Genomic DNA, 26,649 nt, shown 5'->3' with positions numbered 1-26,649 from the left:
AGCAGCCGTGCGCCTTGGGCGGTTCTCGGTATAAGGAAAGAGTTTGATATGCTACTTTGCATTTCCCTGCGGGTCCGGTGGAATCTTCAGCCCTCCACAACCCCGGCTTCCTGCGCCTTCGCTTGACGGGCTTGATCCCGCCGCTGGCGTGCCGATTTACGGAAATGAAGCAGCTCATACATGGCCGGGATAACAAACAAAGTCAGCAGCGTGGCTGCAGCCAATCCGCCGACCACCACGATGGCCAGGCTTTGTGATACGATGCTTCCCTCTTCGGAAGGATGAAGCAGCAGCGGCAGCATCGCACAGATGGTAGCAATCGCCGTCATCAGAATCGGACGCATCCGGACACCGGCAGCTTCAATGATCGCTTCCCGGATCGGCATATGCTGTTCGTTCTGTTTGATACGGTCAATCAAGACAATCGCGTTGGTCACGACAATGCCTATCAGCATCAAGGCGCCAAACAACGCGGTGAAATCCGGAGTCACCCGGGACACGAGGAGCGCAGCGACGGCCCCGATTGCAGCGAGCGGCAGTGAGAACATAATCGCAAGTGGAGCCCGCAGCGTCTTGAAGGTCAAGACCATGATCAGGTAGACCAGCCCGATGGAGATCAAGGCGGTCATGCCCAGATCCATGAAGTCTGCGGCCTGATCGGCCGAGGCGCCGCCCAATGCGAGCGTTACCCCTTCAGGAAGCTTGATTTTGTCCGTTTGCTCCTTAATTTGAGCGCCTGCTACTGAAACCTTTTTGGGATCCATTTCGGCGCTGATCCGAAGATAGGTTTTCCCTTCCTTGTGATACAGCATGGCCGGCTGGTTCTGAACCTCGAATTTGGCCAATTTTGTGATTTGCACAGGACCATTTGCCGTCACCACGGTCAAATTCTTTAGATCCTGCTCGGATTTCGGCTCAATCATCGGCTCCAGAATGACGTTCACCGGGTTGCTTCTCCATTCAATGGTTCCCAGCGGAACCGGACGCAGCATCGCTCCGAGCTGCTGGGCCACCTCCTGGCCGTTCGCCAAAGCCGGATTAACTTCAAAGCTGTATACCGGTTTGGTATTCTTCATATTGCTGGTTACTTTGTCGACGCCATCCAGACCTTGAATCGCAGCCTGAACCTCATCCCCTACCTTGCTGATAGCCGCAAAGTCGTCGCCTACGATGTCAATGTTCTCCACGGCCGAGCTTCCGCCGCTGATAAGCCCGGATGTGGCAGCGGTAAGCGTGGCGCCTTCATAATCCGGTTTCAGTCCATTCACATGGTCAACCAGCTTCTCGGCATCCGCTCCATCCTGGAGGACAATCGTCAGATCGACCTGAGTCAAGGAGCTTACGTTTCCGTACTGCGCGCTGTCCGAGCTGTTGCCGGATTGTAAAACGACCGTCTTGGATTGTTCCTGCTTCATCAAGTCCTGTTCCAGCTGGCGGCCTTTCTCCAGCACTTCCTTGACCGGCACATCACTTGAATAACTGAGCTGTACCGAAACAAAGCTTGCGTCCGAGGAATCAAGCGCGGCCTTTGGCATCAGGATATAAGCCGCGATAGAGCCGGCAAACAGGATCAGCGTCAGGGATAACGTTACCCATTTATAACGAAGATTCCAGCTGAGGAACGAGGCGAAGCGGCGCGATGGTTCCGGCTCCCTCAAATGCGACTTCTTCAGCATCCAGGAGCTGAGCAGCGGCACCACGGTCAGCGCCACGATCAAGCTGGTGAGCAGCGAATAGGTAACGGTAAGCGCAAACGGCAGCAGGAAATCCTGCAGCGAGCCGCGCAGCATGCCCATCGGCAGAAAGACCGCCACGGTGGCAATCGTCGAAGATGTGATGGCGCCAGCCACCTCTTTGGTTGAGTTGACGATCATGTCCAGCGAGAACTTCTCTTTTTGCAGCCTTCTATAGATGTTCTCGATCACGACAATGCTGTCATCCACCAGACGCCCGACAGCTACCGCCACGGCCCCCAAGGTAATAATGTTCAGCGTAATGCCGGATACTTTAAGCAGATAAAGTGTAACGGCGAGCGAAAGCGGGATAGAGATAGCCGTCACCAGCGTTGCCCGCAAATTCCGCAGGAACAGGAGGATAACGATCGTGGCGAACAAGGCACCCATCAACACTTCACGCATCATGCTGTTAACGGAGTCCACCACCATATCCGACGTGCTGACGAGCACCTCAACCTGCACGTCGCCCGATTCGCTCAGCTTCTCGGCTTCATTCTGCACCTCTTGACCGACATCGACGGCATTGGCATTCGCTTCTTTCGTTACAATAACGAACAAAACATCTTTGCCATTCGACCGGCTGACGCTTTCCTGCTGCTGCTTGAATTGAACCGAAGCGACATCCTCCAGCTTCACTCCAGGCACTACCGGCAGTTCCTTCAGCGTGTCCAAATTATCTACGGTAGACGTGATATTCACATTGCCGGCCTGACCGTTGATCGCCTGCTCCCCCAGCGAAACCGAAAGGCTGCGGCCCTGAAGCACCGTCATCAATTGGGGATACGTGATCTGATGAGCAGCCATCTTGCCTGCATCCGCCGTTACGCTGACCACGGACTCCGGTTTGCCGCCCAGGCTGACGTTCGCTACCCCTTCAAGCTGCTGGAACGCCGGCAGAATTTCGTCTTCCGCCTTCTGCACGTTCTGCTCCGTTAATCCGTCCTTAAAGGAGATCGTCAGCTGCGACACCGGGATCATTGAGGTATTGAGCTGTACGACAAAAGGTTTCATCACCCCGTCCGGGAGCGCCACGCTGTCTGCAGCTTTCTGCACGTCCTGCGCTGCCTGCTTCATATCCGTCTTGGAATCAAAATACAGATTGACCTGGGCGTAACCGTCGCCCGAAGTCGAGAACATTTCTGTTTTGCCCTTGATGGCGCCGACTGCCTGCTCCATCGGTTTCGTGACCTGGCTTTCCATCGTCCCGGCACTCTGCCCCTGTCCCAGCACGGTGACGGTCACCTGCGGATTGTCTGCCTCCGGCATAAATTCCATCGGCAGCGATGTGTAGCTGAACACCCCGATGACCAAAGCCATCGCAATCAGCAGTCCGACTGCAGCTTTGTTGTGAAAAGTCCATTTGGTTAACCTCTCCATTTTGTTTCCTTGTTCCCCTTCCTCTTTATGAATATCTGTTTTTCGTATGTAGGTCCGTGTTCGCCCGCTTCTAAGTTTAGAGAAAGCCGGCGCCTGTAAAAACCGCCCCATGGCGGTTCTTGGTCCTGGACCTTGGTCGGAAGGCGGGCAGGTCTCGAGAAGGAATAAAGTTTGTTACAAATGGTTATTGAGTTGCAATAATAGTTACTGAAGTGTATTATGGATACATGATATCCACATTTCAGACAATCAACATCGCTAGTCCGTAAAGAAGAAGGAGCAGATCCACATGCAATTTTCAAAAAGCACCGATTACGCGCTTCATGCGTTGATTCATCTGGCTCTTTCGGAGCACGAGCACAACATCGGGATCAAAGAGCTGTCGGCCACGCTCGGCGTTTCGGAAAGCTATTTATCCAAAATCATGTCCAAGCTGAGACAGGATGGCATTGTCCGCGCCGTGCCAGGTGTTAAAGGCGGTTATGAGCTGGCCCGTCCGGCCAGTCAGGTGACTTTTCTGCAAGTCATTCAGGTCATTGAGGGCAGACAGCATTTGTTCGAATGTTCAAATCAGAACTCGCAGCAGCACCGTCTGCTGTCAGCAGAACCGGCGGATTCTCAGGAAGACGAGTCGTCTTCCACCCCTGCACGCGGCAGTGAATGCCTGGTCAAACAAGTGATGGACGGCGCAGAACGGCAGCTGTATCAATATCTCGAACAGCACACGATCCAGTCCGTGCTGGACGCTGCGGCGGAAGCTCCTAAATGCGGAGTACACGAGGGGTGAGTCCAGTTTACAGTTTCTTGTAAGGAGTGAAACACTCCTTTCTCGCACTCCAATTATGGATATTAAAGATCTATTATATACACAAAACTAAAAAGGAGCTGAGTTTCTATGAACATGGAAAATCAAACATTTGATGTAGTTATCATCGGAGGCGGCCCTGCCGGCTTAAACGCCGCCCTTGTCCTGGGAAGAGCCAGAAAAGCGGTGCTGGTTATCGACGAAGGCAAACCCCGCAACCGTGTCACCCACGAAGCCCACGGCTTCCTTACACGAGACGGTATCCAGCCTGGGGAATTAAGACGGATTGCCAGGGAGCAAATCACCGTTTATCCGTCTGTTATTTTTGCCGATGATAAGGTGGTTTCGGCCGAGGGGGCAGATGGCCATTTTCAAATTTCGACAGCCTCAAGCCAAACTTATCATAGCCGTAAATTGCTGTTCACCGCCGGGATGAAGGATCGGCCGCTGCCCGTTAAAGGACTTGCCGAGGTTTACGGCACAAGCGCGTTTGTCTGCCCTTACTGCGATGGCTGGGAGCTCAGGGATCAACGCCTTGTCGTGATCAACAAAGGCACGGAGGCCTTTCATTTCGCGCAGCTGATCTCCGGATGGACAAAACGGTTTACGCTCTGCACGAACGGACCCGATGAGCTGTCCGATGAACAGCGTCAGGAACTGCTTGCCCATCAGGTACAGGTCCTTGATTCGCCGATCAAAGGGATCGAGTCCGTGAACGGACAAGTCCGGCAGGTCGTACTCGAAGACGGAACGACAGTTCCTTGCGAGGGGATCTTTTTTAAACCGGATTTGGCTGCCGGGTCGGATCTTCCCAAAACGTTAGGATGTGAGGTTACGGAAACCGATATGGTCGTCGTCGATGAATTTGGGAAAACGACCGTCCCGGGTGTCTATAGTGCCGGAGATGCTGCCTCCCGGGCCCACCAGGCGATTATGGCCGCTTCCGCGGGGGCTTTTGCCGCTGCTGCCCTGAATAACGAGCTGAATATGGAGGCATGGAGACAGCATGGATAAAAAGGCGGAACAGGAACCTGTTTCTTAATCCCTTTCCGTCCAGGAAATGAGCTGAAAGTCTGCGCAAAAAAAAGCCGTTCCCGAGTCCGGTATCAATCCGGTCCAGGAACGGCTTTCTCTATTCTGTTTATGGGCCGGGCCGTCATTGACATGAGGCCCTTTCCTTTCAGTTACAGCTTGCAGCCGTCATCCGTACAGGTCGCGGCAGAATCCGCACCAAGAACGGTAAACGGCTTGCTTTCTTCCCAAGCCTTCTCCAAAGCCTGCATAAATACGTCCTCCGGCTGGGCGCCTGATACCGCAAATTTACGATCGAAGACAAAGAACGGAACGCCGGTAATGCCCAAAGCACCAGCTTCTTCTTCATCCCGCCGAACCTCGGCTGCATAAGCGTCTCCCTCTAGTACCTGAAGAGCCTCTTCACGGGATAAACCAACTTCAGCTGCCAGCCCGGCCAAAACCGCCGGGTCTCCGATGTGTTTGGATTCCGTGAAGACGGCGCTGAACAATCGTTCGCTCATCTCTTTCATTTTCCCGAAGGAAGCTGCCCAATGGGTTAATCGGAGGGCATCAAACGAATTGGTAGGCACCATGGATTCCATGTTGTATTCCAGTCCTGCAGTACGGGCATTGGCCGTCATCTGCTCGTTCATCGCTTTGGCCTGTTCGACGCTGACGCCGAATTTGCCTGCCAGCTCCTCTGCAATGGATTTGCCGCTGTTCACCTGAGCCTGCGGGTTTAATTCAAAGCTGCGAAACTGAATTTCGATTTCGTCCTGATGGCCGAAACGCTGTACAGCCGTTTCCAGCCTGCGTTTGCCTATATAACAAAAAGGACACATGTAATCCGACCAGATTTCTATTTTCATGATAAAGCCTCCATTTGCGTCGTTCTTGAGAGAACGAGCTTTATTTAATGACCTTACTTCCCGGTTCCAGCTGTTTCTTCATGGACCAATGCGGAATGCCTATTTCCGTATAAGGCTCCCCGTATCTGACATATCCCAGCTTCTCATAGAAAGGCACCGCCGTCATGCGGGCATGCAGGATGATTGTCCGGGTCTCTTCTAGTATAGCTGTTCGTTCCGCAAAGGCAATCAGCTGTCTGCCGATTCCTTGGCCCTGGAGGCTTTCATCCACCGCTACCTGCTTCATCTGCAGCGTATGATCATCAACTCGGCGCAGCAGCAGGACACCAACCGCCGTCCCTCCTTGACGGGCCAGCAGATGGATATCCTCTTTCTCCCCCTCTAAGTTATCCTTATAAATGCTCATACCGAGAGGTTTTCTAAGGATCCGATCTCTGAGCTCAAGCGCCTGTTTGTAGGCCGGAGAACCCCAGGGAATCACTTCCAAACTAATCTCCTCAGAATGCCGCAAAAAGTTCTCCTCCCCCTGTACTTCTTTCCGTTAACTTCATTTCATATACTGCAACCCATAATCTGGTTTCGTTACTTAATTAGGTTTCATTTCCATCATTAGGTTTCGTTATGGCCGCTGCAGCGGATCACCCGGCTGTAGAACCGGAGCCTCCACTTTGACCGTTTCCGGATATTTAATTCCGCTGCCGGTATTCAGAACGAGCACCGTTTCTTCGCCCCGAATCCAGCCGTTTTGCTTAAGCTTGCGGGCTGCGGCGAAAGCCGCGGCGCCCTCCGGACACACAAACGCACCCTCAAGCCGGGCGATTAGTGCCTGTTCCTGCAGCAGCTCTTCATCTTCTACGGCAATGGCGCAGCCGTCTGTTTCGGCAATCGCCGCCAGCACCAGAAAGTCGCCCAGCGCTTTCGGCACATTGATGCCAAACGCAGCCGTCTCGGATTGCTCCCAGAACTGCGATTCGGCTTTGCCCTCTTCCCAGGCTTTCACAATCGGGGCGCAGCCCGCCGCCTGTACGGCTACCAGACGCGGCAGTTTATTTTTAATCCAGCCCAGCTCGGCCAGCTCTTTTAACGCTTTATGTATGCCGATCAGTCCAACTCCCCCGCCGGTCGGGTACAAAATAACATCAGGAACCTTCCAATGCATCTGTTCGGCAATTTCAATGCCCATCGTCTTCTTGCCTTCAATCCGGTAAGGCTCCTTTAACGTCGAGGCATCGTACAATTCATTATCTAGAACAGCTTGTCCGACAATTTTTCCGGCGTCACTAATAAGACCGTTAACCAAATTCAGATTGGCACCCGATACAGCTACCTCGCTTCGGGTAATGACCGGAGCTTCCACCGGCATTACAATTGAAGCCTGGATACCGGCTCGCGCAGCGTAAAGAGACCAGGCCGCTCCGGCATTTCCGTTAGTCGGCATTGCCAGCTCCTTTACACCAAGCTCCTTGGCCTTCGAGACACCGACAGCAGCGCCGCGGGCCTTAAAGCTCCCGGTCGGAATAATGCCTTCGTCTTTCATCAGCAGATGAGGGATTCCCATATCCTGTCCTGCACGCTCCATAGGCAGCAGAGGCGTCATGCCTTCCCCCAGTGTCACCACGTTCTTCTCGTCCGTTACCGGCAGAAGCTCATGGTATCTCCATAAATCGTTGCTGCGTCCTGCCAGATCGGCAGGCATCCAGTTTTTCTTCAACTCTTTCAGATCATAATCGACCAGAAGCGGAGAACCGCATTTGCACAGCTGCTGAATCTGGTCCGCGGGGTATTCAGTTCCGCATTTCGGGCAGTGCAGGTGGCTGATGTAACTGAATCGCATATCCTTCGTATCCTTCTCTCTGCTATTAAATATAAATAGTTTCCGTTTATTTCAGGAATGAATTTATCACGCCCAATATAGGCTGTCAACTTGCAGGCGGCTCCCCCGATTCTCTTCTTCCCTCCCTATCTTTGTACCGGGAAAAACAAGAGGATCTCCGTTCTGTCTGCTGCTCTGAAAGCAAGCGGAGATCCCCTCGTATGAAACCTTTAGGCGCTTTTCGGTTAAGCAAACAAATATTTCTGATGTCCAATCCGCGCTGCGCCCCCCTGCAGCTTGCGAATATGCTCAAAATCAAGGGCAAGCGCATCCTTCATCAGATAAGCCGGCGTCATACTGCCCGGGATTCTATTGGCATTTAAGATCGCAAGCAAAGCTTCAGACGGCAGAATACCGGGACCATGGCCAAAATACAAATTACGTTCGAGCATAATTACATTTTCGCCGCGCCAGCCTGGTCTCGCCGGGTTAAAGTCAGGATTGTTGAAATAGAGCGCGTCTCCCGGATAGACATTCGGCACCTTAACCCGGTTAAACTGCAAGTCATTATCGAAATACCAGGTGAACAGCAGCAAATTCGGAAAATAAGTATTAAAAGTCGTTTGACCTACGGTATCCAAAATCGCTTTATACATCACCAGAACAATCGCCGTGGCACATTCGAACCCGTACAGCCGGCCGTTCTGATAAATGTCGTTAATGCCGTCTGAAGGCAAAACATCATTTCTCAGCTGAAAACCGCCCAAGCGGGTTCTGATCCAGTAGCGGCCGTTGCATCTGCTTCGGTTAAAATCAGCAAAAGAAGCCCCGCTCCGGTACAAATCCGTGGCTGCGTCCACAATGGCTTTTCTCATTTTAAGCTCAAATGCTAAAGCTTCGGCCGTGCTGTACGTGTAAACTACGGAGCTGTTTTGTTTCATATTGAGAATATTCTGTTCCCAAGGTGTTAAATTTAATGCATGTAAGGCGTCACTGCCGGACAAAATAGTAATCATTGAAGAGATCCTCCCCTTGTTCAGGCAAAAAATATAGGTTATTGTACGTAACGCCGGCTCTTTTGGTGTAAGTATTATTTTACGGAGGGTTTTCCCATGCTCAGTTTTGGTCTATTGCTTATTCGTTTGATTATTGGATTGATCTTCGCCGGGCACGGCGCCCAGAAATTATTTGGCTGGTTCGGCGGTCACGGCCTTAAAGGAGCAGGTGCCTGGATGGAGTCCGTTGGCATTAAACCGGGAGTTCCGGCCGCAGCAGCGGCAGGATGGATTGAGTTTGCAGGCGGCCTCGCTTTTGCAGCGGGACTCTTCACTCCGGTTATAGCTATTCTTCTGGCCTTGACCATGGTTATGGCAATTATTAAGGTTCATGGGCGGAACGGCTTCTGGGCTGCTTCAAACGGTTACGAACCAAATGTAATTTTGATTGCTGTTTTTGTAGGTATTGCCTTTACAGGCGCCGGCTCCTACTCTATTGATGCACTATTGTGACATATTATGAACTACAAAGAAGCCAAAAAAGGTGGAGCAGGGATATCGATCCTCTGCTCCACCTTTTTTTTAGAACTTGTTATTGATAGAAATTGCGAACCCAGCGGTGTTTCTTCAGCTTGGCTACCAAGTCGTCCGGCAGGCCTTTTCCGTCTCCAACCGCCATGTTCCGTTCGACGTTCCGGACGGTACGCATACCCGGAATAACCGTCGAAACAGCCGGATGGCTGAGCACATAACGCAGTGCCGTTTCCGCCATCTCCGTGTTCGAGATATTCAAATCTTGCGTAATCTTATTCACACGATCGACAACCTGCTGCTTGCGGTCACCATTAAAATAACGATTGCGGAAATCTCCATCCTCAAAGGTTGTCTCCGGTGTCAGTGTGCCGGTGAGCCCGCCTTCATCCAGCGCAACGCGGACGATGACGCCAACGTTATGCTTCAGGCAGGCCGGAAGCAGCTCATCCTCCGGACTTTGATCGAACATATTATAGATCACCTGAACCGTGTCCACGACACCGGTTTCAATCAGTTTGATCGCATTAGCCGGCTGATGGTCATTGATCGATACCCCGAAGAAACGGATCTTCCCCTGCTCCTTCAGCTTCTGAACGCCTTCCAGCCAGTCACCCTGACCGACCCATTCGTCCGACCAGACGTGGAACTGCTGAACGTCCAGCGTATCCATGCCCAAATTCCGCAGGCTTTGCTCCGTGCTGGAAATGACATGTTCGGCCGTAAAGGTTTCAGAAGACGGCACGCCTGCGCGGGCAGGCCACTGACCGTTCTTCGGCGGAATTTTGGAAGCTACGTAGATCGTCTCCGAACGTTCCCGGACCACTTGCCCGACCAGGCTTTCACTGTGGCCATTTCCGTATCCGAGCGCCGTATCGATGAAGGTCAAACCCAGGTCGATGGAGCGGTGAAGCGCCTTAAGCGATTCCTGATCCTCTGCACCGAGCCAACCCGACTTGCCAATGCCCCAGGCTCCATATCCGATTTCCGATACCTGGAGTCCTGTTTTCCCAAGTGTTCTATAATTCATGCTTCCTATAAACCTCCCTAGAGCAGATTGGTCATTCGCTCTCTATTATATACTCCTCCGGAAAGCGGAAACAATCATTTGGAAGCAGCTTCGCTTTGTATTTCGCTCTCTATTCCGCTTAGCCTTGTGCGGCCGCTGCTCCATCCTTCGCCCTGTTCTTTGGCATCTTTGACGGTCTGAGCGGCTTCCTGCAGACGCAGACATTCCTCATACATTTGCCTGGCATGCAGCATGGCAATGTCTATATTGTTTAAATTATTCACTTTATCTGACCCCATTTCCGTTTCAAACAAATTAATCCAAACTTCCCTTATCATAGGAGGTATTCCCCAGCCCCTCACTATAATAGTTTGATTTACGAAAGTTGGTAAGGGCAGAAAACAGCTTTAGTTCTTTTTTCCACTTTCATACACAAAAAAACAGCCCCATCTGCTAATGCGAAGGGAGCTGTTTCGGACGTATCTGCTTTCTTATTGCGCTTTACCGCAGCATTTCTTGTACTTAAGTCCGCTTCCGCAAGGGCAAGGTTCGTTGCGGCCCACTTTGGTTACGGTAACCTGCTGCTTTTTGTTCGGAAAATAATGAGTCGTATGTGCGGCTTTCACCACGTCCGGCTTGAGCAGCTTGCGGAGCCCGGTCGGCGTATGTCCACCGTTCGACCACATCCGGGTGTTGTTGTAAACGTCGATGACGAGCTCGGTCAGCTGCCGGGTTTGTTCCTCGGTCTCAAACTTGATGCCAAACGGCTCGAATTCGGCAAAAATCTCTTCCATCGGCGATTCGACCGCGCAGGCCAGCTGCACATTGTCCACGAGGGCATCGGCCTTCGCCTCTTCCGCTCCGAATTCCTTGACGATATACTCTTTCAGGCGGGTCAGCTGCGGAGTAATTTCAAAATAAAGATCGTCTTTATATTTCAGCAGCTCGGACTGTTCAGGAATATAGAAAGGTTTATTGCCCCGAAGCTCAAACAGGCCGTTCAAATCCTCTTCCGTTTCCTCCGGTTCGAGCGACAGATCTACGATATATTCCCCGAAGATGGTAAAAAGCTGATCGCGCAGCTGGAAATGATTCAGTGCGATCGAAAGCTCTTCTTCCGTCAGTTGATCTTCATTTTGCGCGTTGAATATGCTCAGCAGCGTATCGGTTTTATAAGCGCCGTAAAGATTCGTCAAAGCGGCAGCGTAATCATGGATCAGCCACAATCGGCTTTGCTGCTTGCGGAATTCCGTCTTATTCAGCTTGCTGTAAGCGGCTTTAACTTCATCAGGCAGAATAAAATACGTTCTCTCCTCTTCCTCGACAGCCAGCACCAAACCGTATTCCAGCAGAAAAACAAATTCACCGAAGGCGTCTCCCTTGTCTTCCAGAACAGACTTCTTCAGCAGACGTTCAAACCATTTCCATTCCGGCTCTTCAGCAAGCAGCAGAACGGATTTGACATAAGCCGGATCGGTCATCCGGTCTACAAGCGCTTCCACCAGCTGTTCTTTCTTCATCTTGGAACGGCCGGCAACCTCATAGGTAGCGGCTAATGCCGACAGTCTGGTTTTGTTCAGCATGGACAGCAAATCCGCCAGACCTGTTACGACCTTCCCTTTAATTGCGTACTCTCTAGTCAGTTGTTCAGAAAGAGATTGGATTTCAGTTAACATTGAAAAAACCTCATTTTCTCTAATTTCCCCATAAGACTGAATATACCCTTCGAATATATCATATATGACCCTCAATTTATATCCCGGCGGCCAATCTGTCAAGCCTAGGCCCTGGCAATTTCCAATGTAAAAAATGGCCGGAAGCCGATTTCTATTGGAAAGCAGGTCTTGGCCTATGGTAAGTTATACGTAAAGCACGGAGCCTTTCAGGTCCGTTTATTTCATAGTATTGGAGAGAACGTCATGGAAGAGAACAATAACTCGTCTTTTTCCAAAGGATTCCTTTGGAGTCTTGTGATTTCCATCCCGATCTGGATTCTGCTGATTTGGGCCTTCATTCGTTTCGTCCTATAACCGGAATATAAAAAAATAGCCAGGCCCCCCGCTTGCAGCGAGGAGTTGTCCTGGCGAATCTTCCCCCTTCATTTAACCCGAATAAACATGCAGCTCATGGATCGACCAGAAATTGCCGCCCGACCCGGTCTGGCTGATTCGAATCTGCTTCACTTCAGCGGGAGCAAAGGTGATTTCCGTCTGCTCCTTCTGTCCATAACCCTCCGCAACCTGCCGCCAATTCCGCCCGTCCAGCGAAACTTCTACCCGGTAATGACGGGGATAGTCATACGGTGATTTCGCATATTCCAGCACAATCTTGCCCACTTGGCGGACAGCCCCCAAATCAATCTGGAAATACGGACCCGGAGTCTGGTTGCTGCCGGTATCCCAACGGGTGCGGGGATTCCCGTCAATTGCAGCCCTCGGATCGGATTTCTGGAGCGGAATATTCGAGCTGACCGTAAACGCCGAACGATCCAGCTCGGCGGTTCCCGTATACAGGACTTTAGCTTCCTCCGAACGTTCGGTTTTGCCGTTCACCCGGATCGCATACCGGTAAGCCTTGCCTTTCTCTACCCCGCTGTCGGTATAGGTTGTCCCCTTCACTTGCTCGGCTATAGGCATCAACGCCCCCGACTGTCCTTCTGCCCGGAGGACGTCATAGCTGGCTGCCCCTTCCGATTCCAGCCATGAAACCTGAATCCCGCTGCCTTTAGCTTCAGAGGCCGTTATCCAGGCCGGCGGCTTCGCAGCTACAGTGGAAGAAGGCTGCAGAATATACTGCACCGCTTCTCCAGGACCAAGCGTTTCGGTGAAGGTCAGCTCCGGTGACGCGTTCAGCCCCGTCACGTAAGTCCGGGAATCTGCATAGGTTTCCCCGGCTCCGAATCTCTCCCCTTCATAAACAATTGATTCCGGCATTGTGACTTTAACCTTCAGCGTTTGCGTACGATTCTCGAAATTGACGAAATTAATCAGCAGTTTATTGGAGGTCGCCCCTGATACCGGCAGCGGAGCCAGCTTCGAGGTATCGACGGCCCTCACATAGACCAGCTTGTCCTTGGTCTCATCTTGGTTCAGCACCTCATAGACTAACGGTTTGCCGTGCGTCGCATACGCAAGCGTCAAACGGCGCATAATATCGACCCTTGTCTCCCCGCCTGTCTCGAATTGATACTGCCGGGTATCCGCCGGATTATGTCCGGACAAATCAAAGCCGGTTTGGAACAACGAGAAATCTTTGTAAAATGCCGCATGCTGGATAAACAGATCGGCAAACCCGATATGAGCCCGCATGATCCGGTCAAAGACGGCCGACTGCGGCTCCGAAGCGCCGTAGATCGGCAGATCCGTATGGCCGCCTGATGTCCCGAACTCGGTGGACAACATCGGCTTGCTGAAGGAATCCTGCGTTCCTTTGAATGTCAGCAGGTTTTCCGGCAGGCTGCCGCCCTGCGGATCGGCGTAAGAATTGCCGTAAGCATGGCCGTTGGTATAATCGGTTACACGTTCCAGCTCCAGCCGCTGCGCCGGATCCCGTTCCCAGCCGTCCGGCGTTCCGCAGGTGCGGCTGCCGCCCTTCTGGTTCTGGCACGATTTGATGGAATAAGCCGGCCAATATGCCCAGCCGGGGGCGACCGTTTTAAGTTCGGGCGAAAGCTTCTTCCCTTCCTCATTCAGCCACTTGGCGACAGCCAGATCCACCGCTTTGGAACGATTGAACAGACCGGGCTCATTATCCACTTCATAATATTGAAAATAGCTGCCATACCGCTTAAAGTAATCGGTCAGCTTCTGTTTTGCGCCGTCCGGCAGCGTACCGTCCGCGTTCAGCTTGATATCGCCTGTATACAAATACAAGGCCGCTGCCTGTGTATTATATTCTTTCAGAACCTTATAATAATCCAGCACGTCCGAACACGCTTCTCCGACATTGCTGGCGCAGCTGACCCGCATAATATTGCCGCTGTACGCCAGCCCCAGCCATTTCAACGCATAAGGCAGGTGGCGGACGGCGCCTTCATCATAATAAAATTCGAAGTTGTTAAGATTGGTACCCGTCTGCACATAATGACCATGAATCGGCTCATCAGCCGGGGCAGCCAGCGCTTCGAGGCTGAGATCATCCCAGGTCAGCCAAAGGAAAGGATCTTCACCCGCGGAACAATACATACAGCGGATCAGCTGCAGCTTCAGCTGATTGCTGCCGGCTTGCAGCTGCTCCTTCGGAATATAAACCTCGTAGGACTTGTTGTAGGAATAACCGCTGCCCGTCCCGGACGAGCCGGCCACCTGAATGATGCCCGACAGCTGATGATTGGTGAAGACCGCCAGCTGCGGAACGGATTTGTAGGCATCCAAAATTTTAACCCGAAACAGAACCCCGTTCTCCGGAATTTGCTTCAGGTTATAGTTCATTTCAAATACAGGATTCTTGGCTGCGTTCAAACCGGACGGAATCTGGCTCCAGTCAGCCTCCACACTTGTTACGGCAGCGGAAGCGGTCCTTACAGCACCCACGGAAGAACGAAATTCAGCAGACTTCCCGTCTTCGCTGCCCAGCTTCCAGATCACGGTATTGCTGCCCATGGCGTTTGCCGCGAGGTCTGCATGCCCGGACCGGCCCGCATGAGATAACAAGACGATAAGTCCGATGATTTCCAAGATGAACAGCCCATATTTAATTCCAGCAAGACGTCTTAATCCCATTTGGTTTCACCCCACGATTGCCAGCCGGACAACCTTGAACCCGGATAGGCATGATGTTAGGGCGCCAGCCGTTTGGCTTAGCGGCAGTAAATTTCGCCAGCCGATCTATTGGAGCAAAGCCCCGGAATGGAAGAGCACTTCCGGCGGAACCGTTTGTTTGGTCTGGCTTGCGCTTTGCCACATCAATCTGGCCATGCTGTCGCCCTGCCCCTCATAGTATTCCACCTTGATGTCATAGAGCTGACCGGCATTAAGCGCAATGCTGCCGAAACGCTCGTACCAGCTCTGCTTGAACCAGCTGTCTATGATGAGGCTGCCATTCACCCAAACGCGTACTCCATCGTCGGACAAGGTACTGAACGTGTACGTTTCGCTGTACAACGGTTTGATCTGCCCTGTCCATCGGACGGAATAATTATCGTTTGGAATAGACATACCCGGCGAACCGCTGCGCCAGTTGAAATCGATTTTGGCATCGGTTCGGGTCAGCGGAACGCCGGTCAGATTTGCATTTGAATAATACTCGCCAAACAGTCCGCTCGGCAGAGGGACCACCGGCTGCTCAAGCAGCGGCAGCACCGGAAGCTTGTCCAGCAGTGAAAGCTTGAACTTGGACAGGAAATAATTGCTGTTCATGAAGGTATCAATCGTAGAGGTCGAATTATTGTCCGTCAGCATGCTTCCCCAAGTCATGAAATAGGACCAGCGCGGCTGAGAGGAGGCCAGTACGCCCGGATCGGGCATTTCTCCGCTCTCTCCGATCGCAATCGGCTTGCCTTGTGCCAGCTTCAGAAGATTATCGTAATAGGATTGTCTGAAATCATTATTGTAGATATCCAGCGCCAGAACATCGACATTCGCCAGTCCTGGAAAATAAGAACCATAAGAATAATTGCTGTTGGTCGGCGCATTCGGAGACCAGACCCAAATCAGGTTGTCCAGATGGTGGACATTGACGAACCGGTCGTACATCAGGTTCCACAAGGCCGGGAAGTTGGTTTTCTTGCCCCACCAGAACCAGTCGCCGTTCATTTCATGATACGGCCTCCACAGCACGGGCACTCCGGCATCCTTCAGCGTCTCAAGGGAAGCGGCTACGCTGTCCAGATCCGCAATCAGCGCCTTGTATTCGTCGGTTCCAGGCGTTACGTATTTATCGAAATCCGCTTGGGAGATCGACTTTTGCACATTGCTCCAGAGCGGGCTTGTGCCTGGCAAAGCTTCATGGAACGTCATGGCCACAATACCGCCGGAGCGGTACCAGTTGATGGCGCTGTTTACGACATTCCGGCGCTGCTCGGCAATCTGGCTTGGCGTCTGCCCCATAATCGGGCCGAGCTCATAGCCGTGAACTCCGGCGTATTGCCCGCTGAGACGGGTAAGCCGGTTATTGATTTCATCGGGGCTTTCCAGATAGTCATGCTGCCCCGTGATAATATTTTTACCAGAAACGGTGTATAACGTATTCAACAACTCTTTTGCTTCCGAAGTAGCGCCCGGATTGATCGGATTCGCGCCCGCCAAGGCGTTTGCAGGGACAGCAGCAGAGACAGTAACAGCAACAAGCGGCAGGACGACGAAAAATAAACGACAAACAGAGCGATACACACGGCGGTAATTCATGTTGATATTTTTCCCCTTTCGGACCTGAATACCGTATGTATCGACATTTCTTTTGACTGTTATTAGCGTTTTTAGTCGATTTTTGAAAAAATATATAATTTTCATACATTGGCATGAATTTTTACTGAAAATCCTTACAAAATGGCATTCCAATAGGTCCAATCTTTTCATATTTGCTTTATACAAGCTGAATACGATCAGGAAATAAATTGGTGCAGGACAATGTCATCCCAATCCATGCAAATCCGGATATTGTCCTCCTCCACCAGCTCCGGTCCGGTTTGGACCTCGATAAATTCAACATCCGTCACCGCCAGAATGCTGTGTTTGGTTCCTTCCGGAATCCGGACGACATCGCCTGCGCGGACATCGTGCATTTTCTCGTTCAAGATCACCTTCGCCTGGCCGCTCACAAGTGTCCATACCTCGCAGCGTTTGTTGTGAAGCTGGTAGCTGATATTCCGTCCCGCATGGACGAAGATCCGTTTGGTCAGCACCTTGCTGCCGTCATCATACTGGATGTAATCCACCACCCGGTAGTGCCCCCAGCGCCGTTCTTCATACATCGGACGCTGCTCGAAAGACTTCAGCACCTCTTTGACCCGGGGCGAGGCATCCTTCTGTGTGACCAGAATGCCGTCGGGGCTTGCCGCCACGATCAAATCCGGCGCGCCGATTACGGCAACCGGAATGTCCAGCTCGTTAATCAGGCAGCTGCTGCTTGAATCTACAGTCATCGTGCCTTTGCCGAGCTGCGGATTGGCCATTTCCTCCGTCAGCGTATTCCAGGTGCCGAGGTCTTTCCAATAGCCGTCGTACGGCACGACCACAATGTTCGGCTCCTTCTCCACAACTTCATAATCGAAGCTGATCTTGGCCAGCAGCTTGTACTGTCTTTGCAGCTCTTCATACTGCAGCGGCAGCCCTTTGGCCTGCAAAATGTCCAGCAGATAACCCAGACGGAAGGCGAACACGCCGCAGTTCCAAAGAGCACCCTGGCCGATCAGCTCCCGGGCCGCTTCCTCTGAAGGTTTCTCCTGAAAACGGCCGACCGGCATAAAGGACACATTATCCAGGGCCTGTGCACCATCCGCTGCATCTGCACCGTCCACAGCTTTCGCTTCATTCCCTCCATCTGCCGGAATGATATAGCCGTATTTCTCCGAAGCGTGATTCGGCACTACGCCGATCAGCGCCAGATTGGCACCGCTTTGCCCCAGCGTATCCTCCAGGCTGGATACCGTATGGAAAAAGGCATCCTCCACATAAGGGTCCACCGGCAAAATCGCGACGGCCGTTTCGGGGGAAACGCCCTCTACCGAATAAAGGTAGGCTGCTGTAAGCGCAATGGCCGGGAAAGTATCCCGGCGCTCGGGCTCTACAATGATCGGCACTTCCGGGCCGAGCTGGCTTTGGATCATTTCCACCTGCGCCCGTCCGGTGGCCAGATAAGCCGAATCGGCCAGATTCACCTGGCCGAGCTGACGCCAAACGCGCTGCACCATCGATTCCGGGCGTCCGTCCGGATCATGAAGCACCTTGAGAAACTGCTTGGATCTGGAGTCGTTCGAGAGAGGCCATAATCTTTTTCCTGAACCGCCTGAGAGAAGTACCAATTTCATTGTCATCCACCCCTTTACAGAACCTCCGCAATTTTGCGGGGATATTCGGAATAAGCGCCCATATGCGGTCTGCCGACAGAGACATACTCCAATCCGGTGCCTTCAATCTGCTCACGCCCGTAAACATTCCGTCCGTCGATCAGCACCGGCTGTCTCATCATGCCGGCCAGCTTGTGCAGGTTGATCTCCTTAAATTCATGCCAGTCGGTCAGCAGGCAGACCGCATCGCAGCCGCCCGCCGCTTCTTCAGCCGAGCTGCACCAGTGCAGGCCCGGGTGGTCGAACTGCTGCCGAAAATTGTCCAGCGCAATCGGATCATACAGCTTGACAACCGCGCCTTCGCGGATCAGCGTTTCGACGATCTCCAGCGCCGGAGCGTCCCGGATGTCATCGGTGTCCGGCTTGAAGGATACGCCCCAGATGCCGATGCGGGCGCCTTTCAGTGTTTCGAGCGACTCCTTCAGCTTGGCAATAACGTTGTAGCGCTGACCTGTATTCACTTCCACCACGGACTTCAGCAGCTTGAACTCGTAATCGACATTGCCGGCGATCTGGATCAGCGCTTTGGTATCCTTCGGGAAGCAGGAGCCTCCGTAGCCGATGCCCGCACGCAGGAAAGCGGAGCCGATGCGCTGATCGCTGCCCATGCCTTTGGCTACCTCCGTCACATCCGCGCCCACCTTCTCGCAAATGTTGGCAATTTCGTTGATAAAGGAGATTTTGGTAGCCAGAAAAGCGTTGGAAGCATACTTAATCATCTCTGCACTGCGAATGTCGGTCACAAAAATATTGTCCGTAAACGGTCTGTGCAGCGCTGTCAGCTTGCCTTCGAGCTCAGGGTTGTCAAGGCCGATCACAACGCGGTCCGGCTTCAGCGTATCCTTAATCGCCGTACCTTCGCGCAGGAATTCGGGAACAGAAGCTACATCAAACGAAAAGGAGGTATGGGAGGCGATCACCTGCCGTATCTTCTCATTGGTGCCCACCGGTACCGTGCTTTTGGTCACGATGATTTTGTAGCCGTCCATGGCTTCTCCGATGTCGGCGGCTGCCCGCTCAATAAACTGCAGATTGGCTTCGCCGTTCGGCAGCGAAGGCGTGCCCACAGCCAGAATGATCAGCTCGGAGCGGCGCACGGCCTCCTGCAGGTCGGAGGTGAAGGATAAACGTCTTTCCCGGACATTCTCCTCCATCAGCTGTTCAATGCCGGGCTCGTAAATAGGGGACTGCAGACGGTTCAGCTTGTCGATCTTGCTTTGGTCCACATCGACGCATACAACCTCGTTTCCTTTCGAAGCAAAACATACTCCCGACACAAGCCCTACATAACCGGTTCCAATGACTGCCAACTTCATGATCCGCTTCCTCCCTTTAGAAAGTTTAAATAAGCCTGCTCCACGTACTGCTTGAACTGCGCTTTAAAGGTATCCTCATCGAATTTCTTCGCGTGACCCATAATTTGCTCGACATCCCAGGCATGCCGTTCCACCTCTGCGACCGCCCCGAGCAGATCGTCAACCTTCTGATTGCGGAAGAATACCCCGTTCACGTAAGGCACGATCGTATCAAGCGCACCGCCGGCCTGGTAAGCAATCACCGGACGTCCTGCCGCGTTGGCTTCGAGCGGTGTAATGCCAAAGTCCTCTTCCCCCGGAAAAATAAACGCCCGGCACTTCGACATCAGCTCATTGACCTGGGCGTCGCCCAGACGGCCGAGAAACCGGATATTATTCCCTTTGGCCATCTCCGTCAGCCGCTTCCGGTCCGGTCCATCGCCGACGATGTACAGCGGCAGGCCGCTTTGGTTAAAGGCTTCAACTGCGAGATCGATCCGCTTGTAAGATACCAGCCGCGATACGATCAGGTAGTAGTCCTCAACCTCAGCCGCTCTTTGGAACCGGGAAGTATTGATCGGCGGAAAAATCACTTCGGCATCCCGCTGATAATAATTCTGTATGCGTCGCTGCACGACAGAAGAATTCGCTACAAACTGATTCACATGCGAGGAGGTCCGCTGGTCCCAGGATTTAAGCTGTTTGATGTACAGCTTGAGCAGCTTCTTCACCATGCCGGGTTGGCGTTCCCGTTCCATATAGGTGTCATAATCCCAGGCAAACCGCATCGGCGTATGACAGTAGCACAGATGGAATGTGCCCTGGGGCACCTGAATGCTTTTGATGAAAGCACTGCTGGAGCTGAGGACGACGTCGTAACCCCGGAAATCGAAATCGCGGATCGCCAGCGGATAGAGCGGCAGCATTTTCTTGAAATTCGTCTTGACCCCCGGAACATTCTGTAGCCAGGTCGTCCGGATGTCTGCATCCTTCAGCGAGTCCGGCAGACGGCTGCTGTGAGAAACGGTAGTGAAGATCGGAGCCTCCGGGTACATGTCGTGGAGCACCTCCACCACCCGTTCCGCTCCGCCCATCTGTATCAGATAATCATGAGCAATTGCCACTTTCATCCCCATCATCCTTTAGCCCAAAGGTCGGTTAAACCGTGGAAAGAAGACCTTGGTAATATTCAACGATGTCCTTGACCGTATTTTCGATCACAAAACGTTCCTTCACCCGCTGGATGCCTTTCTGGCCCATGCGCTCCCGTTCCTCCGGATGCTCCAGCATCCAGCGGATCGCCTCCGCGAGAATATCCGGTTTGCCCGGTTCAATCAGCATCCCGGTCTGGCCCGGAACGACAATTTCGACTGGACCGCCTTCGTTCGAGGCGATGACCGGCAGCCCTGCCGCCATCCCTTCCACGATCACCTGGCCGAAAGGCTCCGGCGTAATGGAGGTATGAACAAGCAGATCGGCCGAAGCCATCAATGACTGAACATCGTCCACATGCCCCAGCATGGAAACGTTCTTCAAGCCGCTGGCCTGCATCTGGTCCAGAAGCTGATCTTTATAGGCTTCTTCCCCGAACAGGGCATCCCCGGCCAGCCAGAAGTTGACCCGCGGATCGTCCTTGAACGACTTCGCCGCTTCCAGCAGCACGTGCTGCCCTTTCCAGTGGGCCAGCCGACCGACCAGCAGGACGTTAAAGGATTGTCCCGGGTCGCGGGCCTGCTGTTTGTCGCTGATCGCTTTCGCGAAAGCCGAATAGACAACCAGCGTCTTCTTCGACTTCGGCAGCTCCAGCGCGTTCAAGGTAGAGTTGGAGTTGGCGATAACGCCATTCGGCAGGCTCCTTGACATAAACCGGATCGATTTGGCTACAATCGGCTTCAGGTAAGGCGGACCGATGTGGTCTCTGATATGCCAAACCAGCGGAACGCCGGCTTTCTTTGCAGCTATCGTGCCGTACAAAGCCGATTTGAGCGAGTTGGTGTGCACGCAGGCCACCTTCTCCTCCCTGAGCAGCGGAGCCAGCTTTCTGCCATAGTTGAACAGCTTCAGCGCCGCTCCGGCAATTCCAGGACTTAAGGCATTTCGTCCTCTTGTCCTTACGCGTTCATCTAGCGGCACAACCCGGACGTCAATGCCGCGTTCCCGCAGTCTGTCGGCCAGCGCCCCCTCTTCCGCAAGGATAACGAGGGGTTCGACGTGGTCGCCCACATTCGTCAGGATATTGAACAAGGCGACTTCACCACCGCTCCATTTCGCCGTATGGTCAATGTAAGCCACTTTAATCATCCTGGCACAGCCTCCTTTCTCAGCGCTTCATAGAATCGTTCCTGTACCTGATCAGCTACCCCGGCCCAGGTATACTTCTCCAGCACATGGCTGCGGCACTGCTCACGGTCCGGCAGCAGACGGCGGTTATCCAGCATCCGGACCAGTCCGTCTGCGATATCGGCGCTGTCCGCGCTTTTAAACAAAAGCTCCGGCCGGAATGCGCTCAGAATTTCGCGGTTGCCGCCGATCGGCGTAGCCATGACCGGCAGTCCGGCAGCCAGAGCTTCAACTGTTATCAGTCCAAAGCCCTCCAAGGCCTGGGTCGGTACGACGAACATATCCGCCGCCTGATAATAGGCAGGCAGCTCTTCGTCGGGAATATAGCCGAGCAGGCGCACCTTGCTGGACAGGCCGTAATCGGCGATTCGGCTCTCAAGCTCCGCCCGCAGCGGTCCACGCCCCCCGATGAGGAGAATCGCGTTCGGGAATTTGGCCGAAACTCTTCTCCACGCATCCAGCAGCTGCAGCAGCCCCATCCGGTTCACCAGGCGCCGCACGGTGAGGATCGTAGTTGCGCCTTCCGGCAGATTCAGCTGGCGCCGTACGGCAAGTCGGTTCGGAGCCGGTGTAAAGCGGTGAATATCCGCCGCTCCGGGAATAATGGAAATTTTGTGGAGCGGGACGCCGTAATTGCGGTGCAGAATGTCCTGGAACGTCTCGCTGAGCACAATAAAGTGGTCGGCCAGGCGGTAAGCCTTGCGTTCAATCGTTTTGGCAATTGTGGTCTTGACCCGGTGCTGTAAACCGCGGCCTTCGATCTTCATCTCTTCGTTCCACGGACCGTGAAAGGTCATGACGACGGGAATGCCCCGTTTCCTCGCTTCGAGCGCCGGACCTACCCCATAAGGGGCAAAATGGGAGTAAAGCACATCGACATGCCCCTGATCCATTCTCTCCGCAGCCAGCCGCTGAAAAGCATCCTTGCGCTTCCAGACCGTCATGCCCGGTTCTCCGGCGAGATGAATATCCAGACCCTCCCGGACATCCGGCTTCTCGGCGCTGTAAATCAGAGCCTGGACGCGGTTGCGCTCCGCCAGCTGCTCGCAAATATTTTTGAAATAAGTGTTTAATCCTCCCGGCTGAACCGTGGGCCAGCTCATGCCGGTCGTTATAATATTCAGGCCATTCGGGCCATTCAAGCGATCATTATTGTACGGCATAACTCGTCTCCCCTTTCTTCTCCGGGTCGGCTGCTTTTCTTGCGCTGGAAGGCTGATGCTGATCCAGCCTTTTGCGGGCCGAGGTCAGCTCGTAGTGTTTAAAGCAAGCCAGGAATTCGTACATCATCCAGAAGATCGCCACGGCGAACCCGGCTACCCCCTTACGGTACAGCCCGTGAAGGAAATATTTCTGCACAAACCGGGCCGGCGGGCGGAACAGCAGATTGACGATCCGGAACGGCTTGCGTACGCGCAGCGCCGTCTGTGCCTCCAGATCCGTATATTTGTTGAAGCGGTTCACATGGTCGTTAATGCTGCGGAAGCCGTAATGCCACAAAACGCCGTTCAGCTTTATGATCTTAGAGGTTTCCACGTCAGGCATCTCATGAACAAGGGAATCCGAGATTTTGTAGGCTCTGCGGTTGTACAGGCGTACCAGATACTCACCCTTGTCGAGCCAGCGTCCCAGGAAGTCTCCGATCCGGTAAACCGAATAAGCCGCTGTGGGGTCGGTCAATTCGGGTTTCAGCTTGATCAAGGCGGCGGCCAGCTTCGTGTCTACCACCTCATCCGTATCGATGACAAAAATCCAATCATAAGAAGCCTGATTCTCCCCGAACTGCCGCTGTTTGGCATACCCGGGCCAAGCGTTCTCATACACGCGGCACCCCAGCGCTTCGGCGGTGGCTACTGTGCCGTCTTCACTCCCTCCATCCACAACGACAATTTCATCCGCAAATGAGCGGCATGAAGCAACAGCATCTGGGATGCGCTGTTCGTCATTCTGGGCGATGATGACGACGGATATCCGATTTTCCTTTGAACCAACAGTCTTAGGATGCATGGCGTGTTCCCCTCTCCTTTCTACATGTTCACTGATTTTTTGCGCAGTGTGGAATACATGGTCTTCCGCAGCCACTGAATGTCCCCGCGGGTCACCCAAAGCGGTGGAATTTTGATTTTGAGCGTATATTTGAAGTTAAACAAAATGAAGATAAAGCGGATCAGCACCGAAGCCAGCATCGCATAACCGGCGCCGACCAGACCGAAACGGGGAACCACAAGGAACAGCATAGGCACGACGAGCGCCAGTCCCAGCCCCTGAAGCAGGGTAACGACCTTTGGTCTGCCAAGGGCCATAAAGGCTTGAGCCAGCACCATGGTTCCTCCTCCAATCGCTGTCTGCAGCAGCAGCAGCCGGAAGACGGACAGTGCCTCCTTGAACTCGGCCCCGTACAGCAGGGTCAATACGTACGGCGCGATCAGCATCAGCGCAAGCGATGCAAGCAGTGTGACCGCCATGCTGATCCGGAAGGCACGGAAAGTAATGTCCACCGCCTCCTGCTTATCAAGACCGCTCGCTTTAGGGAACAGCACCACGATAATGGAGTTGGAGAACACGCTGACCATCTTCGCCAGACTGACCGCAACGGCATAAAGACCCAAATCCGATGGATTCAGCAGACCTGCAATCAGAATCTGGTCGATATACAAGGAGACCTGACCCATCAGGTCATTCCCGTAAGAGCCTAATCCATAGGTGAACAGCCGTTTGAAATTGTCCAGACTGACCTTGAGCTGTCTGCCATAAATGCGGAGCATCCGTACCGTCATTGCAATGTAGAACGGCACAGCCGGCAGCAGGTAAGCTATAGCCGACGTATGGGCATTCATCGTACCGGTGAGGATCAGAACCACCAGCATGAGCAGGGTGGTCAGCGGCACCAGATAACGAAGCCTGTTGTACTGCCTGTATTCGTCCCTGACCTGCAGAATCGCATTGTTGATCTGCGAGATGACGATCAGGGGACATAAAATCATAGACCATTGAGAGAACAGGACCACATCCCGATCAAAGGAATCTAGCCACATCGGCAGCACCAGAATGCCGACTGCCATCGCAACCCCGCCGAAACCTATGCCCATCAGTAGGGCTGTCGCGTATAATCCGCCGGTCTGCTCCGACCTCCTCTTGGCGTTGTAAATCAGCGCCGAAGGAATTCCGAAGGTCATGCAGAAGGCGAGGAACTGCGACCAGTTCACCATAGCCGTCTGCTCACCGCGTCCCGTAGGTCCAAGGAACCGGGCGGTGAGAACGCCGGTCAGCATATTGATCAGCAGAATGAAGATGCTGAAGAACATCGTCTTAAGCGCCGCTGAGCTGTGCGCTTTACTTCTGGCGAATCGGCCGAACGTGCTGAATACGTTCCTGCCGGGGAACGACTTCACGTTGGACTGCTCCATAGCTCTCCTCCTTTCGATCCGCTGCAGATGAACTGACTCCAAGTCCGATGCCGATCAGCATCCAGATCAGGTAGCCGCGCAGGCCGGGGAATCCGTTGTCCGAAAATAAACTTGCCACCGCCCCTGCCCATACGGCCAAAGCTAATCTGGCATACAGCTGCATCGCTCCCTTGCGCAGTACGGAGACAATCACCGAACGGGCGACAAGCCCCAGCGCTCCGAAGAAACAAAGTCCGCCTGCAATCCCGAAAGTGAGCAGCAGGGCGAGAAACCCATTATCCATAATGCCGTATTCCCCAAGCTCGCCATCATTCCCCAGCTTGGTTCCGGTCCCGACGCTGCCGATGCCCTGCCCGGCCGGGTTGTGAAGCACCGTCGGCAGCATCGTGTTCAGCAGGTCCAGCCGCTCGTTATAGGAGTGGTCTTCTTCAATGGAACCCAGCGTCTGCATCCTTGCCGTCAAGCCTTCTGCGCCAGGCAGCTTGGGCAGCGCCCAGGTCAGGACAAGCGCGATAACAGCAAGCTGGAGCAGCGTCCTCCATTTCCGCTTGGAGGGGGAGGTTGCAATGTAGACCAGCAGCATCACGATAATCATGAGCCAGGAAGACCGCACCAGCGTCGTCAGCAGGCAGAAGGCGACCAGCAGCACGCCAATCCAGCCGAGGCTGCCTCTCCACCTTTTCTCCAGCACCATCGGCACCAGAGCGCAGGCCAGAAACCCGGCGGCAGGACCCGGCGAATTAAGCGTCGAGAACACCCTGACTTCCAAAGGTTCCGGCAGGCCGATGGAGTTCATCTCCACATGGTTCATCCAGAACGCGTCCCACGGCGGGACAACCAGATACTGAATGATCCCGTACACGGACACCAGCACCGCGATGTTGGCATACCCGGAAAGGATGTTGTCCGCATCCGCCGAACCGAACCGTCTGATTGCAAAAAACGGCAGCAGCAGCATCGGTATCGCATAATTGGCCAAGTCGTACACAAAGCTTGTTCCGTTCCTCGCGAGCCCGATTACACTTCCATAGAGAAGGGCGGCTCCGAAATAGAGCAGCACCTTTCTGCCGGATTTCTCCATGCGGTGGATACCGCGGAGCACCGGAATCATCGTCATCGAGCTGGCCAGGAGCGGCGCCAGGCTAAGCACGGAGACAGAGGTGTATTCCCCGCCCAGCCAATCAGATACTCTTCGGATTTCCGGACCGATGGCCCAGACAAACAAGGTATAGGTCACTAAATATTTCGAGCCGTTTAAGGCGAGCAGAAAGGCCGGGAACAGCAGCAGAAGAAGCAGCAGCCCCTGCTGGCTCAAAGCCGGACTCAGCTTGGCGCTGACCGAACCGATGGCAAAAGGAAGCAGTGTGCAGGCAGCGCCGGTGGCTGCTGCCAGCCAGAAGGCCTGATCCCGGCTTCGCATATATCGCACATATCGAATCAAGGAATCCATCGA

General features: G+C 53.5%; 21 protein-coding genes. 3 read left to right on the top strand and 18 right to left on the bottom strand.

Annotation, left to right across the window (positions count from 1 at the left end):
• Positions 1 to 86 precede the first annotated feature (86 nt).
• Positions 87 to 3,113, bottom strand: coding sequence for an efflux RND transporter permease subunit (locus CBE73_RS18265; protein ID WP_094095444.1), 3,027 nt, complete (start codon positions 3,111 to 3,113; stop codon positions 87 to 89).
• A gap of 289 nt (positions 3,114 to 3,402) precedes the next feature.
• Between CBE73_RS18265 and CBE73_RS18260 the strand changes: the two genes are divergently transcribed.
• Both CBE73_RS18260 and CBE73_RS18255 read left to right on the top strand, forming a co-directional pair.
• A complete protein-coding gene (locus CBE73_RS18260; RefSeq protein ID WP_094095443.1) occupies positions 3,403 to 3,900 on the top strand; it encodes an RrF2 family transcriptional regulator in 498 nt (165 codons plus the stop codon).
• Positions 3,901 to 4,014: 114 nt separating this feature from the next.
• On the top strand, positions 4,015 to 4,932 hold the full coding sequence (locus CBE73_RS18255) for an NAD(P)/FAD-dependent oxidoreductase (protein WP_094096407.1): 918 nt from the start codon (positions 4,015 to 4,017) through the stop codon (positions 4,930 to 4,932).
• A 170-nt stretch (positions 4,933 to 5,102) separates the two neighbouring features.
• Here the strand turns inward: CBE73_RS18255 and CBE73_RS18250 are convergent, their stop codons facing one another.
• From CBE73_RS18250 to CBE73_RS18235, 4 genes are all read right to left on the bottom strand, one after another.
• Positions 5,103 to 5,801 carry a DsbA family oxidoreductase gene (locus tag CBE73_RS18250; RefSeq protein WP_094095442.1) on the bottom strand — a complete coding sequence of 233 codons (699 nt, stop codon included), beginning with the start codon at positions 5,799 to 5,801 and terminating at the stop codon, positions 5,103 to 5,105.
• A 40-nt stretch (positions 5,802 to 5,841) separates the two neighbouring features.
• Positions 5,842 to 6,312: a GNAT family N-acetyltransferase gene (locus CBE73_RS18245; protein WP_229752538.1), complete on the bottom strand. Its 471-nt coding sequence runs from the start codon at positions 6,310 to 6,312 to the stop codon at positions 5,842 to 5,844.
• Between the two features lie 108 nt (positions 6,313 to 6,420).
• Positions 6,421 to 7,635: a threonine synthase gene (locus tag CBE73_RS18240; RefSeq protein ID WP_094095441.1), complete on the bottom strand. Its 1,215-nt coding sequence runs from the start codon at positions 7,633 to 7,635 to the stop codon at positions 6,421 to 6,423.
• 224 nt (positions 7,636 to 7,859) lie between these two features.
• Complete coding sequence (locus tag CBE73_RS18235; RefSeq protein ID WP_229752537.1) at positions 7,860 to 8,630, bottom strand: protein-glutamine gamma-glutamyltransferase; 771 nt, start codon at positions 8,628 to 8,630, stop codon at positions 7,860 to 7,862.
• Between the two features lie 96 nt (positions 8,631 to 8,726).
• Between CBE73_RS18235 and CBE73_RS18230 the strand changes: the two genes are divergently transcribed.
• On the top strand, positions 8,727 to 9,122 hold the full coding sequence (locus tag CBE73_RS18230) for a DoxX family protein (protein WP_094095440.1): 396 nt from the start codon (positions 8,727 to 8,729) through the stop codon (positions 9,120 to 9,122).
• A 79-nt stretch (positions 9,123 to 9,201) separates the two neighbouring features.
• On the opposite strand, the gene CBE73_RS18225 is transcribed toward CBE73_RS18230, so the two are convergent.
• The 13 genes from CBE73_RS18225 to CBE73_RS18165 all read right to left on the bottom strand — a co-directional run bounded on the left by CBE73_RS18225 (position 9,202) and on the right by CBE73_RS18165 (position 26,616).
• Entirely contained in the window at positions 9,202 to 10,170 is a 969-nt protein-coding gene (locus tag CBE73_RS18225) for an aldo/keto reductase (protein ID WP_094095439.1), read from the bottom strand.
• Positions 10,171 to 10,244: 74 nt separating this feature from the next.
• A complete protein-coding gene (locus tag CBE73_RS18220) occupies positions 10,245 to 10,487 on the bottom strand; it encodes a hypothetical protein (protein ID WP_094095438.1) in 243 nt (80 codons plus the stop codon).
• A gap of 153 nt (positions 10,488 to 10,640) precedes the next feature.
• A complete protein-coding gene (locus CBE73_RS18215) occupies positions 10,641 to 11,825 on the bottom strand; it encodes a YecA family protein (protein ID WP_094095437.1) in 1,185 nt (394 codons plus the stop codon).
• A 426-nt stretch (positions 11,826 to 12,251) separates the two neighbouring features.
• Positions 12,252 to 14,870: a discoidin domain-containing protein gene (locus CBE73_RS18210; protein WP_094095436.1), complete on the bottom strand. Its 2,619-nt coding sequence runs from the start codon at positions 14,868 to 14,870 to the stop codon at positions 12,252 to 12,254.
• A 105-nt stretch (positions 14,871 to 14,975) separates the two neighbouring features.
• On the bottom strand, positions 14,976 to 16,493 hold the full coding sequence (locus CBE73_RS18205; RefSeq protein WP_094095435.1) for a glycosyl hydrolase: 1,518 nt from the start codon (positions 16,491 to 16,493) through the stop codon (positions 14,976 to 14,978).
• A gap of 197 nt (positions 16,494 to 16,690) precedes the next feature.
• Complete coding sequence (locus CBE73_RS18200; RefSeq protein ID WP_094095434.1) at positions 16,691 to 18,115, bottom strand: sugar phosphate nucleotidyltransferase; 1,425 nt, start codon at positions 18,113 to 18,115, stop codon at positions 16,691 to 16,693.
• Positions 18,116 to 18,129: 14 nt separating this feature from the next.
• On the bottom strand, positions 18,130 to 19,470 hold the full coding sequence (locus tag CBE73_RS18195; RefSeq protein ID WP_094095433.1) for a UDP-glucose dehydrogenase family protein: 1,341 nt from the start codon (positions 19,468 to 19,470) through the stop codon (positions 18,130 to 18,132).
• Positions 19,467 to 20,579, bottom strand: coding sequence for a glycosyltransferase (locus CBE73_RS18190; protein WP_094095432.1), 1,113 nt, complete (start codon positions 20,577 to 20,579; stop codon positions 19,467 to 19,469). The genes CBE73_RS18195 and CBE73_RS18190 overlap by 4 nt, the downstream gene beginning before the upstream one ends.
• Positions 20,580 to 20,607: 28 nt before the next feature.
• Positions 20,608 to 21,750, bottom strand: coding sequence for a glycosyltransferase family 4 protein (locus CBE73_RS18185; protein WP_094095431.1), 1,143 nt, complete (start codon positions 21,748 to 21,750; stop codon positions 20,608 to 20,610).
• The gene (locus tag CBE73_RS18180; RefSeq protein ID WP_094095430.1) at positions 21,747 to 22,952 is read right to left on the bottom strand and encodes a glycosyltransferase family 4 protein; all 1,206 of its coding nucleotides are present in this window, start codon (positions 22,950 to 22,952) and stop codon (positions 21,747 to 21,749) included. The genes CBE73_RS18185 and CBE73_RS18180 overlap by 4 nt, the downstream gene beginning before the upstream one ends.
• A complete protein-coding gene (locus tag CBE73_RS18175) occupies positions 22,939 to 23,796 on the bottom strand; it encodes a glycosyltransferase family 2 protein (RefSeq protein ID WP_094095429.1) in 858 nt (285 codons plus the stop codon). The genes CBE73_RS18180 and CBE73_RS18175 overlap by 14 nt, the downstream gene beginning before the upstream one ends.
• Before the next feature lie 20 nt (positions 23,797 to 23,816).
• Positions 23,817 to 25,196: a lipopolysaccharide biosynthesis protein gene (locus CBE73_RS18170; protein ID WP_094096403.1), complete on the bottom strand. Its 1,380-nt coding sequence runs from the start codon at positions 25,194 to 25,196 to the stop codon at positions 23,817 to 23,819.
• A complete protein-coding gene (locus CBE73_RS18165; RefSeq protein ID WP_308420917.1) occupies positions 25,123 to 26,616 on the bottom strand; it encodes an O-antigen ligase family protein in 1,494 nt (497 codons plus the stop codon). Before CBE73_RS18165 ends, CBE73_RS18170 begins: the two co-directional genes overlap by 74 nt.
• Positions 26,617 to 26,649 lie beyond the last annotated feature (33 nt).

It is taken from the genome of Paenibacillus physcomitrellae, assembly GCF_002240225.1.
GTDB classification, from domain to species: domain Bacteria; phylum Bacillota; class Bacilli; order Paenibacillales; family Paenibacillaceae; genus Fontibacillus; species Fontibacillus physcomitrellae.
This window is presented reverse-complemented; position numbering and strand designations above follow the sequence as displayed.

Bases quoted from the DNA above. Each gene is read 5' to 3' on its own strand.
- CBE73_RS18265 (WP_094095444.1), bottom strand. From the start codon at position 3,113: ATGGAGAGGTTAACCAAATGGACTTTTCACAACAAAGCTGCAGTCGGA.
- CBE73_RS18260 (WP_094095443.1), top strand. From the start codon at position 3,403: ATGCAATTTTCAAAAAGCACCGATTACGCGCTTCATGCGTTGATTCAT.
- CBE73_RS18255 (WP_094096407.1), top strand. From the start codon at position 4,015: ATGGAAAATCAAACATTTGATGTAGTTATCATCGGAGGCGGCCCTGCC.
- CBE73_RS18250 (WP_094095442.1), bottom strand. From the start codon at position 5,801: ATGAAAATAGAAATCTGGTCGGATTACATGTGTCCTTTTTGTTATATA.
- CBE73_RS18240 (WP_094095441.1), bottom strand. From the start codon at position 7,635: ATGCGATTCAGTTACATCAGCCACCTGCACTGCCCGAAATGCGGAACT.
- CBE73_RS18235 (WP_229752537.1), bottom strand. From the start codon at position 8,630: ATGATTACTATTTTGTCCGGCAGTGACGCCTTACATGCATTAAATTTA.
- CBE73_RS18230 (WP_094095440.1), top strand. From the start codon at position 8,727: ATGCTCAGTTTTGGTCTATTGCTTATTCGTTTGATTATTGGATTGATC.
- CBE73_RS18225 (WP_094095439.1), bottom strand. From the start codon at position 10,170: ATGAATTATAGAACACTTGGGAAAACAGGACTCCAGGTATCGGAAATC.
- CBE73_RS18220 (WP_094095438.1), bottom strand. From the start codon at position 10,487: ATGATAAGGGAAGTTTGGATTAATTTGTTTGAAACGGAAATGGGGTCA.
- CBE73_RS18215 (WP_094095437.1), bottom strand. From the start codon at position 11,825: ATGTTAACTGAAATCCAATCTCTTTCTGAACAACTGACTAGAGAGTAC.
- CBE73_RS18210 (WP_094095436.1), bottom strand. From the start codon at position 14,870: ATGGGATTAAGACGTCTTGCTGGAATTAAATATGGGCTGTTCATCTTG.
- CBE73_RS18205 (WP_094095435.1), bottom strand. From the start codon at position 16,493: ATGAATTACCGCCGTGTGTATCGCTCTGTTTGTCGTTTATTTTTCGTC.
- CBE73_RS18200 (WP_094095434.1), bottom strand. From the start codon at position 18,115: ATGAAATTGGTACTTCTCTCAGGCGGTTCAGGAAAAAGATTATGGCCT.
- CBE73_RS18195 (WP_094095433.1), bottom strand. From the start codon at position 19,470: ATGAAGTTGGCAGTCATTGGAACCGGTTATGTAGGGCTTGTGTCGGGA.
- CBE73_RS18190 (WP_094095432.1), bottom strand. From the start codon at position 20,579: ATGAAAGTGGCAATTGCTCATGATTATCTGATACAGATGGGCGGAGCG.
- CBE73_RS18185 (WP_094095431.1), bottom strand. From the start codon at position 21,750: ATGATTAAAGTGGCTTACATTGACCATACGGCGAAATGGAGCGGTGGT.
- CBE73_RS18180 (WP_094095430.1), bottom strand. From the start codon at position 22,952: ATGCCGTACAATAATGATCGCTTGAATGGCCCGAATGGCCTGAATATT.
- CBE73_RS18175 (WP_094095429.1), bottom strand. From the start codon at position 23,796: ATGCATCCTAAGACTGTTGGTTCAAAGGAAAATCGGATATCCGTCGTC.
- CBE73_RS18170 (WP_094096403.1), bottom strand. From the start codon at position 25,196: ATGGAGCAGTCCAACGTGAAGTCGTTCCCCGGCAGGAACGTATTCAGC.
- CBE73_RS18165 (WP_308420917.1), bottom strand. From the start codon at position 26,616: ATGCGAAGCCGGGATCAGGCCTTCTGGCTGGCAGCAGCCACCGGCGCT.